At 73.2% G+C, this 10,578-nt stretch carries 9 protein-coding genes; 1 reads left to right on the top strand and 8 read right to left on the bottom strand.

Annotated elements, in window-relative coordinates:
- A partial coding sequence (locus ACFOVU_RS15960; RefSeq protein WP_449289736.1) for a hypothetical protein occupies positions 1–196 on the top strand: 196 nt, incomplete at its 5' end.
- A 31-nt stretch (positions 197–227) separates the two neighbouring features.
- Here the strand turns inward: ACFOVU_RS15960 and ACFOVU_RS15955 are convergent.
- From ACFOVU_RS15955 to ACFOVU_RS15920, 8 genes are all read right to left on the bottom strand, one after another.
- Positions 228–875, bottom strand: coding sequence for an SRPBCC domain-containing protein (locus ACFOVU_RS15955; protein ID WP_378534385.1), 648 nt, complete (start codon positions 873–875; stop codon positions 228–230).
- Between the two features lie 343 nt (positions 876–1,218).
- Positions 1,219–2,088 (bottom strand): dihydrodipicolinate synthase family protein, encoded by an 870-nt coding sequence (locus ACFOVU_RS15950; protein ID WP_378534383.1) that lies wholly within the window; start codon positions 2,086–2,088, stop codon positions 1,219–1,221.
- 61 nt (positions 2,089–2,149) lie between these two features.
- Entirely contained in the window at positions 2,150–3,670 is a 1,521-nt protein-coding gene (locus tag ACFOVU_RS15945; protein WP_378534381.1) for a tripartite tricarboxylate transporter permease, read from the bottom strand.
- A gap of 43 nt (positions 3,671–3,713) precedes the next feature.
- Entirely contained in the window at positions 3,714–4,211 is a 498-nt protein-coding gene (locus ACFOVU_RS15940; protein ID WP_378534379.1) for a tripartite tricarboxylate transporter TctB family protein, read from the bottom strand.
- A 5-nt stretch (positions 4,212–4,216) separates the two neighbouring features.
- Positions 4,217–5,194, bottom strand: coding sequence for a tripartite tricarboxylate transporter substrate binding protein (locus tag ACFOVU_RS15935; protein ID WP_378534377.1), 978 nt, complete (start codon positions 5,192–5,194; stop codon positions 4,217–4,219).
- Positions 5,195–5,296: 102 nt separating this feature from the next.
- A complete protein-coding gene (locus ACFOVU_RS15930; protein ID WP_378534375.1) occupies positions 5,297–5,971 on the bottom strand; it encodes a GntR family transcriptional regulator in 675 nt (224 codons plus the stop codon).
- Positions 5,972–6,159: 188 nt separating this feature from the next.
- A complete protein-coding gene (locus ACFOVU_RS15925; RefSeq protein WP_378534374.1) occupies positions 6,160–8,469 on the bottom strand; it encodes a bifunctional SulP family inorganic anion transporter/carbonic anhydrase in 2,310 nt (769 codons plus the stop codon).
- A 475-nt stretch (positions 8,470–8,944) separates the two neighbouring features.
- Entirely contained in the window at positions 8,945–10,357 is a 1,413-nt protein-coding gene (locus tag ACFOVU_RS15920) for an HD-GYP domain-containing protein (RefSeq protein ID WP_378534372.1), read from the bottom strand.
- Between the last annotated feature and the right edge of the window lie 221 nt (positions 10,358–10,578).

Below are 10,578 nucleotides of genomic sequence, written 5' to 3'. Positions count from 1 at the left end.
CGGGTCGGCCGCGGGGGCCATCAACGCGTTCTGGCAGCTGGGGTCGGTGACGGTCCCGGCCGTGATCGGGCCGGTGTTCGCATCGACCGGCTCCTTCTTCGCGGCGTTCGCCGCCCTCGCCGCCGGCCCGCTGCTCGGTGCCGTCGTCGCCCTGTTCATCCGCGAGCGCAGCACGGACGCGGCCGGCGGCGGATGACCGCCGTCACGGCCGCGCCGGGCGCCGGTGGCTACGCGGGGCCCTCTCCGGCCGGAGCGGCGAGGCGGGCCAGGCCGTCGAGAGCGCCCTGCCAGCCCTGCCGGGCTCCCTCCTCATGGGCCCGCCGGTCGGCGTCGCCCATCTCCAGCGCTTCGAAGCCCTCCTCGGTCACCCGCACCCGGGTGGAGCCGTCGGCGAGCTCCTCCAAGGTGAACACCACAGTGGTCTGGCGCCCCGGCTCGGGTCGAGCATCGGGAACCGAGGAGTACCGGTAGACGAACCGGGCCCCCGGCACGACCTCCTCGATCACGCCCCGGTAGCGGCCGTGCTCATGCCAGACGTGCTCGACCTCGCCGCCGGGACGCAGATCGACCGCTGCACCATCGAAGGCGAACCACGCCCTGACGTGCTCCGACCGTGTGATCAGCTCCCAGACCCGACCGATGCGCGCGGGCAGGACGACGTCGACCGAGAAGATCCGCAGCACCGGGACCGCCGCCCGGGGCCCGGGCTCAGGCCGTGCCGCGCCGATCCGGGCGGCGAGGACGTTCCAGTCGTCGAACCCGAACTGCCGGGCGACGATCTCCAGGGCCGCACTGTGTGGCACGGTCGTGCCCCGGGCGGCGAGTTCGGCCCGCAGGGTTTTGGCCATCGCTTTGGCATCGCGGAATGAACGCATGATCCGATCCGGCACCTTTCGGCGAAGTCGTCATCAGTGCTTGCGTTGCCGATGCCTTCGCCGTCGGACAGGAACGGGCGGCGGATCAGAGACGGACCACGGACGCATTCACCGAACCCATCGGGCGCAAGCGGCAGGCTGCGTCATGCCTGGCCGGATGCTAGCACAGGTGCGCGTTCGCGCCCCGGCACGCTGAGTGCGCAAGCCCCGCGAAGCCGACACGGCCTATGACCTCGTCACGGACGGGTCGACCCGGAGGATCCGCCCGGCGTCGCTCCACACGACCCGGGGCATGGCCACCGTCCCGGGCAGCGTTGCCGTTGGCTGCCCGGGGCGGCGGTCCTCAGGCCAGGGCGTCGGCGGTCTCTTTCAGGACGCGCAGGTCGGCGTCTGTGACGGCGTCGCTGCTGACGCGCACCGGGCCGGCGGGCAGGCCCTGGACGGCCAAGCCCGCCTTGAGGTGGGCGATGCTGCCGCCCTTGACCGCTGCCACGGCGCGCTCCACCAGCGGCTGGGCGGCGGCGGCCGCTTCGGTGTCGCCGGCGCGCAGGGCGTCGCGCAGGGTGATGAACGGGCGCGGGAACACCGAGGACACGCCGGAGACGACGCCGGCACCGCCCGATCGGATCAGCTCGCCGAAGGAGACGTCGTTGCCGGAGATGATGGTGAAGCCCTCGGGCGCGTGCTCCAGGTAGGCGGCCACCGACGCGTCGCTCTCGCCGCTGATCTTGGCGCCGCGGACGCCGGCGTCGGCCAGGGCGCGCAGCGTCTCGGGGGCAACGGCAGTGGTGGTGCGGGCCTGGAAGAGGTAGGCGTAGACCTCGGCGTCGCCGGCGGCGGCGACCAGGCGCTCGTAGTAGCGGACGACCGCTGCGGCGGGCGCGGGCAGGAAGTGCGGGGTGATCGCGGCGACGCGGCGCGCGCCGGCGTCGACGACGGAGGCGGTGAGCCGTTCGGCCTGGCGGGCGGCCGCGGCACCGACGTGGGCGTAGGCGCCTTCGGGGCCGAAGATCTCCAGCGCGGTGCGCAGGACCTCCAGGCGCTCGTTGTCGTCGACGGCGGTGAACTCGCCGGTGGTGCCGGCGGCGAACACGGCGTCGGCGCCCCGGTCGCGGATGGTGGTGAGCAGGGCGGCCAGGCCGTCGCGGTCGAGTTCCTCGTCGGCGGTGAAGGGGGTCGGGACCGCGGTGATGACCTGCGCGTGGGCGGGCATGGGTGGGGTTCTCCTCGTGGGTCGGCGGTGGGGATGGATGGTCGCGGGCGGGCGGGTGGTGTCAGGCGACCGGCGTGGTGTCGGAGTCGGGGTCGGGGGTGGCGGGCCGGGTGCGGTTCCGCCACGCCTGGCGCAGCGGGGGCACGGCGAGCGCGAGCACGCTCACGGCCAGGATGCTCATGGCGATCGGGCTGGTCAGGATGGTTTCGGCGCCGCCGATCTGGAGGGCGCGGCGCAGGTTGCCCTCGGCGAGCTCGCCGAGGATCAGGCCCAGCACCACGGGCCCGGCGGGGATGCCGAAGCGGCGCAGGAACAGCCCGGCCACCCCGAAGATGAGCATCACGCAGACGTCGAAGACGCTGTTGTTGACCGCGTAGGTGCCGACCATGCAGAAGACCAGGATGACGGTCCACAGGTACTGGCGCGGCAGCTCCAGGAGCCGGACCACGCCGCGCATGCGCAGCAGGCTCAGCCCCAGGGCCACAGCGGTGGCCACGAGCATGATCCCCGCGATGCTGTAGACGAGGGCGGGCTGGTCGGAGAAGAGGGACGGGCCGGGCTGGATGCCCCAGACGACCATGGAGCCGATCATGACGGCCATGACGGAGTCGCCGGGGATGCCCAGCGCCAGGGTGGTGGTGACCGAGCCGCCGAGGGTGGCGTTGGAGGAGGTGTCGGCGGCGGTGATGCCCTCCAGCGACCCCTTGCCGAACGATTCGGGCTCTTTGGAGACCCGGCGCGCCTGGTCCCAGGCGAGGATGCCGGCGATGTCGCCGCCGGCGGCGGGCACGATCCCGACGACGCCGCCCACGCCGCTGCCAACGGCGAGCGGCTTGAGCATGGCGCGCCAGTCGGAGCGGCGCGGCAGCCACCGGCCGAACTGGGTGATGGGCGCGGTGCCGGTGCCCCGGCGGTGGGTGAGGATCTGGTCGAGGACTTCGGCGATGCCGAACAGGCCGATGATGGCGGCGATGAACGGGATGCCGTCGGAGAGCTCGGCGAAGCCGAAGGTGAACCGGGTGGCCCCGGTGATGGGGTCGCGCCCCACCGCGCCCAGCAGCAGGCCGAAGGCCCCGGCCATGAGGCCCTTGACGATCCGGCCGCCGGAGACGCCGATCATCATCGTCAGGCCGAAGACGACCAGGGCGAACATCTCCGCGGGGCCGAATTGCAGGGCCAGGCGCGACAGCGGGACGGCGGCGGCGAGCAGCAGCGCCACGCCGACGAGGGTCCCCCAGGCCGACGCGAACGCCGAGGCGGTCAGCGCCAGCCCGGCGCGGCCCTTCTTGGCCATCGCGTAGCCGTCGAAGGTGGTGGCGATGGAGGCGGGGGTGCCGGGGGTGTTGACGAGGATGGCCGGGACGCGGTCGCCGAAGTTCGCGGCGACGTAGATGGTCAGCAGCACCGCCAGGCCCGGGACGGGGTCGAGGGCGAGGGTGAAGCCGCTGGCCAGGGCGACGGCCATGGTGGCGGTGATGCCGGGGAAGGCGCCGACGAGCATGCCCAGGACGGCGCCCGCGGCGATGCACAGCATGACGGTGGGGTCCAGCAGCGCGCCGAACCCTTCGGCTATGGGGCTCATCGGGTCCTGCCTCGGAGGTCGGGGAAGGGCGCAATGGGCGGGGTCACAACGGCACCCGCAGCACGACGCCGAACAGCACGTAGAGGACGACGGTGGTCACGACGGGGAAGGCGAGCAGCGCCCGCCACCCGCGGCCGCCGCCGAGGTAGGTCAGGGCGGCGACCAGCACGGTGGTGGAGACCAGGAAGTGGATGAAGTACCACAGGACCCCGTAGCCGACGATGGCCGCCGCCATGGCCACCAGGCGCAGGACGCCCTCGCGAGTGGCGGGGTCGGGCGCGTCGCCGGGTGCGGGCCGGCGCCAGGCCAGGGCGGCGTGCAGGGCGCTGAGGCCCAGCAGGGTGAACGCCAGGGTTTCGGGCCACCAGCGGGGGCCGATCATCCCGGCCGTTTCCGGCCCCTGGTCGATCTGCCCGGTGAGCAGGAGCGCGGCCGCGGCCAGCCCGGCGCCGGCGGCGGCGGGGGCGAGTTCGCGCAGGCGTGAGGGGGCGGTGCCGGGGGCCGGCGCGGCGCCGGCCCCCGTTGCGTTGGGCGTGGCCATCGCCGTCAGTTCCCGTTGCCCAGGAGCTCGCCGAAGCGGCGGTGCTCGGAGTCGACGAACTCCTGGAAGTCGCCGGCGGAGACGTCGACGGGGATGTTGCCGGAGTCCTCGGTGAGGCGGATGAACTCCTCGGATGAGGCGGCGGTGTGGAAGGCCTCCTCCAGCCGGGTGCGGACCCGGTCGTCGAGGCCGGAGGGGGCGCCGAGCCCGCCCCAGCCGCCGATGATGACGTTGACGTCCTGGTCGAGGGCGGTCTCGACGTCGGGCAGGGTCGGCGAGGGCTGGGAGTCGAGGACGGCCAGGACGCGCAGGCGGCCGTCGTCGTGGGCGGGGGCGGTCTCGGAGATGCCGGCCACGACGGCGTCGACCTGCCCGCCGACGGCGGCGGTGACGGCGGGGGCGCCGCCGTCGAAGGGCACCGTCTGGAATTCGACGTCGGCGCCTCTGCCCAGGGCGTCGGTGGCGACCTCCCAGATGGAGCCGGCCCCGGAGTTGGCGACGGTGATCTCGCCAGGGGCGTCGCTCGCGGCCTGGACGAGGTCGTCGAGGGTCTCGTAGGGGCTGTCGTCGGGGACGGCGACCGTGGCCGGGACCGACACCATCTGGCCGAGGAGGTCGTAGTCGGCGGGGTCGACGTTGTAGCCCTGGTAGCCGAGCATGACGGTCTCCACCGGCAGGTAGCCGATGGTGTAGCCGTCGGCGGGCTGGCCGGCGAGGTACTCCAGGCCGACGGAGCCGGCGCCGCCGGTGCGGTTCTCGACGACGATGGTCTGGCCGAGGTCGCGCTCCATCTGGTCGGCGAGGGTGCGGGCGGCCAGGTCGGAGGCGCCTCCGGCCTGGTAGGGCACCACGAGGGTGATGTCGCCGCTGGGGTAGTCCTCGGGGTTCTCGGTGGTTCCGCCGCGGTTGGCGCAGCCGGCGCCCGCGGCCACGGCGGCGAGCGCGAGGACGGCGCTCGCCGCTCGGAAGGTGATCGGTCGCATGGAAGTCTCCTCGGATGGATGGTCGAGCGCGACGCGGTGTCGCTGTCCTGTGGTCCGGCGGTGCCGGTGGGCGCGCCGGTGAGTCGTGGGCCCCGGGGCCGGTCAGCCGGGGCCGGCCGCTCTGTGGGCGTAGGGCTCGCGCAGCCGGAGCCGGGCGTTGTCCAGGTGCGCGTGGAGTTCGGCGAAGGCGGCGCCGGGTTCGCCGGTGGCGATGAGCCGGGCCAGGAGCTCGTGGGCGGCGACCGAGGGGCCGAGGTCGTCGTAGCGCTCGTTGGAGGCGAGCAGCAGCATCTCGATGGTCGGCCGGTACTGGGCCCAGACGTCGGCGAGCCGGCGGTGGCCGGCGGTGCTGTAGAACACCGAGTGGAAGCGCAGGTCGGCGGCTGTGTAGGCCTCGGGGTCGCGGGTTTCGGCGGCGGTGCGCATGGCCTGGAGGGTCTGCTCCAGCTCGGCGGCCAGCCGGGTGCGGTCGGTGTCGAGCGCGATCTTGAGGGCGAGGGTCTCCATCGACTCGCGCAGCGAGAACAGCTCGTCGATGTCGGCGGCGCTGAGGCCGACGACGGTGGCGCTGCGGCGGTTGGTGTCGATGAGCCCTTCGGCGGCCAGGGTCTTCAGCGCGTCGCGGATGGGGCCGCGGCTGAGGTCGAACCGCTCGGCGAGGTGGCCTTCGACCAGGGAGTCCCCGGGGGCGTAGCGGCCGGTGATGATCATGCGCCGGAGTTCGGCCGCCACCTGGTCGCCCAGCGCCACCTGCTTGATGGTCGGGATCTCCGGCATTGTTTCCTCTCGGTTAACCGTTAACGGTTAACCAGATTGGACCACGGTGTGACCCGTGTCAACAGCCACGGAGACCCAGGACACGCGGCCCGGCCTGGGCCGATGGCGCGAAGCCCTGCCGGTGCGGGGATACGGGCCCGCGCGCGACGCCGAACGCCCCCGGGAGGCCCGGGGGCGTTCGGGTCGGGTCAGCCGGGGTGCGTGCCGTTAGGGGTGTCGGTGGCGCCCAGCGGCCACCGGTCGGCGCGGAGGTGCGGGACCGGCACATCGTCGGCGCCGGCCGCGCGGAACTCCCCCGCTGCCTCGTCGAAGATGTGCAGCCGGGCGGTCGGGATGTCGTAGTGGAGCCCGATCAGCTCCAGCCGGCCCGCTGCCACACGGTCGCGCACGCTGGGGTAGGTCCGCAGGTTGGCGACCTGCTGGAGGACGTTGGCGCGGCTCATGGCATGCCAGGCCTCGTCGCGGTCGTGGGTGCCGGGGGCGGGAGCGAGATCCGGCCGTGCGACGCCGCTGAGCGCGAGCCAGGAGCGCAGCGCGGGCGAGGGTGCGTCGCCGTCGAGCAGGGCCGCCGCCGCGCCGCACTGGGAGTGCCCGCACACGGCGATGGAGCGGACCCCCAGGACGTCCACGGCGTAGTCGATGGCGGCCTGCATCCCGCACTGGGCGTCGGGGCCGCCGTGGGCGGGCACGATGTTGCCGATGTTGCGGATGGTGAACAGGTCGCCGGGCCCGCTGCCGGTGATGAGGTTGGGCACGATCCGGGAGTCCGCGCAGGCGATGAGCAGGGTGTGCGGCTCCTGCCCGGTGCTCAGCCGGGCCATGGTCGACCCGAGCCGCGGCGCGACCGCGTCGTGGTAGTCGCGGGCGCCCGAGATGAGCAGGCCCGACGCGAGCGCGCGCGCCTCCTCCCCGCGCATGCGCGGGCGCAACCACGGGCGCACCGACAGCAGGGGCGTCTTCTCGCGGGGTGTGCGACCGGTGACCGCGCTCTCGTACCAGTCCTCGTGGAGTTCGTCGATGTCGACGGAGCCCCCGGTGCGCTCGTGGGACAGCCGCCAGGAGTGGATGGCGTCGAAGGCGGCGTTGTCCATGAAGTCGACGCTCAGGTCGAGGTCGACGTCGCTGCCCGCCGGGATGGTGTTGAGCGCGGAGGTGACCCGGGGCACGGCGAGGAAGGTCAGAGAGCCGCGGATGACCGCGTGGTGGCGGTCGCCGACGGAGGTGATGATGACGGTCGCCCGGGTCAGCCGCTTGAGGGCGACCAGCACGGTCACCGCCAGGCCGATGAGGACGCCCTCGACCAGGCCGAGCACGACCACGGCGAGCAGGGTGACCAGGTAGACGTGGCGCTCGCGGTGCGCGCGCAGGTTGCGGATGTGCGCGAGGTCGACCATCTTCATGCCGGTGAAGACGAGCAGCCCGGCGAGCGCCGCCATGGGGATGTACTCGATCACCGACGACAGGGTGGCGACGAACAGCACCACCCACACCCCGTGCAGCATCGCCGAGACCGGGGTGCGCCCGCCGGCCTGCACGTTGGCGGTGCTGCGGACGATCACGCCGGCCACGGGCAGCCCGCCCAGCGTGCCCGACGCGAGGTTGGCGGCGCCCTGGCCGATGAGCTCGCGGTCGAGCCGGACGCGGCGGCCGGAGTGCTGGCGGTCGACGGCGACCGCGCAGAGCAGGGACTCCACGCTGGCGACGAGCGCGACGGTGGCGACGCCCACGCCGATGGCGGCGTAGTCGCCCTGCGGCAGGACCGGGCCGAGGCCGAGCCCTTCGGAGAGAGCGGGCAGGCTGACGCGCTGGACCTCCATGGACATGGCGACCGAGACGGCCGTGGCCAGCGCGATGGCCACCAGGGGCCCGGGGACGCGGCGCAGCGGGAAGCGGCGCCACTCGGGCAGCCGGGCCCACACGAGCAGGACGAGGATGGTCAGCACGCCCACCGCCACCGACTCGGTGTGGTTGGTGAGGATCTGGCCGGGCAGTTCGCGCAGGTTGACCAGCGGGGAGCTTTCGGCGGCGCCGCCCAGCACGACGTGGATCTGGGCGAGGGTGATGGTCACGCCGACGCCGGCGAGCATGCCGTGCACGATCGCGGGCGAGACCGCCAGTGCGGCGCGGGCGATGCGCAGCGATCCGAGGAGGATCTGCACCACGCCGGCGAGCGCGGTGATGAGGCAGGTGACGGCCCACCCGTGGGCCGCGATGAGTTCGGCGACGATGATGGTCAGCCCCGCGGCGGGGCCGCTGACCTGGACCATCGACCCGCCGAACGCGCCGGCGACGATGCCGCCGATCGCCGCGGCGATCAGGCCGGCCACCAGCGGCGCACCGGAGGCGACGGCGATGCCCAGCGAAAGGGGGACGGCGACGAGGAAGACGACGAGTGAGGCGGGGACATCGTGGCGAAGGGTTCCGATCCCGCGCAGCACGCGGTTTCTCGGGCCATTTCCTCCGGCGGCGGGCGTGCGGACGTCGTCGGGAATTTGCATGGGACTCCCTGGTGTCGAGTGTCGGCAAAGAGGGAGAGCGAACAGCTTGAAGCGTATCCATGGCGCCGCATCCGAACTCTCGCTCGCGTTCCGCCACGCCGGGAAAGATGAATGCAAGCTGAATTCACGGTGAGGGCCGCACCTTAACTCCGCGTCAACGAGCGCCCGGGAAAAGAAGTTCCACCATTAACGAATACCACATCTCAGCAGCTCAGACGAGCCATGATGGGCACATCCCATGTCCGAATTGACCCCAATGGGAAATATGCAGGCATTGCCACCATCGTGAAGATGATCACTAATGCGGCATTCATTCGTGGGCGCCGAAGTTTCATTGTGGCGTCGGACACCCACCCCCGGATCACCGCCATCCGACCCATTTTTTACAAAAAATGAACATCCGCAATCGGCGAATGGGGTGAACCGGGCACACGCCGCCGCCTCCCGCCCTCCCCAGGCGCATCCGCCCCCGGCGCTACTGGGCGACCGGCCGCACCGGGCCGTGAGGGGGGCCGTCGGCCGCCGGCCGCGCGCCGGCGGGGTGCTGCGGGAGGGGCCGCGACCGCGCCTCGGCCGGCCACGGCGCGGGGCACGGCGTGTCGGCGGTCCGGGTATCGGCAGGCCGGGCGCCGGTGGAGTCGGGGGGTGTCCAGCCGTGCTCGCGGATGGCCCGGATGAGGGCGTCGACCATGACGGGGTCGAACTGGGTGCCCGCGCAGCGGCGCAGCTCGGCGAGCGCGTCCTCGATGGGCCACGCCTTGCGGTAGGAGCGGGTGGTGGTCAGGCAGTCGAAGACGTCGGCGACGGAGACGATCCGCGCGATCTCGGGGATCTCGGCTCCGGCGAGGCCCGTGGGGTAGCCACGGCCGTCCATGCGCTCGTGGTGGTAGAGCACGCCTGAGGCGGCGTCGCCCAGGAAGTCGATCTCGCGCACGATCTCGTGGCCGCGCATCGGGTGCAGCCGGATCGCCGCGAACTCCTCGTCGGTGAGCTTGCCCGGCTTGCGCAGCAGCCGGGTGGGCACCCCGAGTTTGCCGACGTCGTGCAGCATGCCGGCGTAGCGGACGGTCTGCACGCGCTCGGCGTCCATGCCCAGCTCCTGGGCGATCATCCCGCTGGCCGCAGACACGCGCAGGCAGTGGCCGCGGGTGTAGCGGTCCTTGGTCTCGACGGCCTGGCAGAGGGTGGCCAGGGTGGCGTCGTGGGCACGCTGCTCGGCCACGCTCTGGCGGAAGGCCCAGCGCGCGATGGCCAGCGGGACCAGGACGAGGACCACCGCCAGGGCGCCGACCTCGTCCCACATGGCGACGATGGACAGGCCGAGCACGCCGAAGCCCAGCGAGGACAGTTCCAGCACCGCCAAGGGGCGCCACCGGATGCGCCGGGGCCGCTCGAGCCGGATGACGCCAAGCAGGGCCATCAGGATGGTGATCAGCACCATGTTGACCAGCGTGAAGACCAGGATCGCCGACGCGAACGGCAGCAGGATCGAGGGGAAGCCGTCGCGTTCGGGCACCCCGAGGTCGCCGCCCAGCAGCAGGAAGGCGTTGCCGGCGGCGTAGCCCGCCAGCGCGAGCTGCCCGGCGTTGAACAGCCGCTTGACGATGCTGTGGCGCCGCAGCACCAGGAAGCACCCCATGCCCACGATGGCGGCGCCCACGGGGCCCACCAGCACCACCGCCGCCAGCGACGCGACCAGGCTCGGGGAGATCCCGGTGCGCCCGGTGCCGATGATCGTGACGGTGGACTCGGCGACGACGAACAGGACCAGCAGGCACGCCAGGGTCGCAGGGTCGATGGGCCCGGTGGGACCCAGGGTCACGGCGACCGCCGCGAGGGAGACCACGAGGCACACGTACACGCGGGCCGCGCCGGGCAGGGAACCCATGTTCCGACCTCCGATCTCGCGGCCCGGGGCGGCCGCGCGGCTCCCGGGGAGGAGGCGGCCGGGCCGGGGTGAGGGGGTCGGCGGCGGGCGCGGTCCCCGGGGGCGAGGGGGGACGTCCGGCGCATAAGGTACCGCCGCTCACTCGTGGCGGCCAGGGACCTCCGTCGGCCGGCGGGGGCGGGGCGGCCGTCCCCGGCGGTGCCCGCGGCCGGGCCGGCCGC

This window comes from Nocardiopsis sediminis, from assembly GCF_042650565.1.
In the GTDB taxonomy this organism is placed as follows: Bacteria; Actinomycetota; Actinomycetes; order Streptosporangiales; family Streptosporangiaceae; genus Nocardiopsis_B; species Nocardiopsis_B sediminis.
The sequence above is the reverse complement of the archived record's forward strand: the minus strand, read 5'-3'. Positions and strand labels throughout refer to the sequence as shown.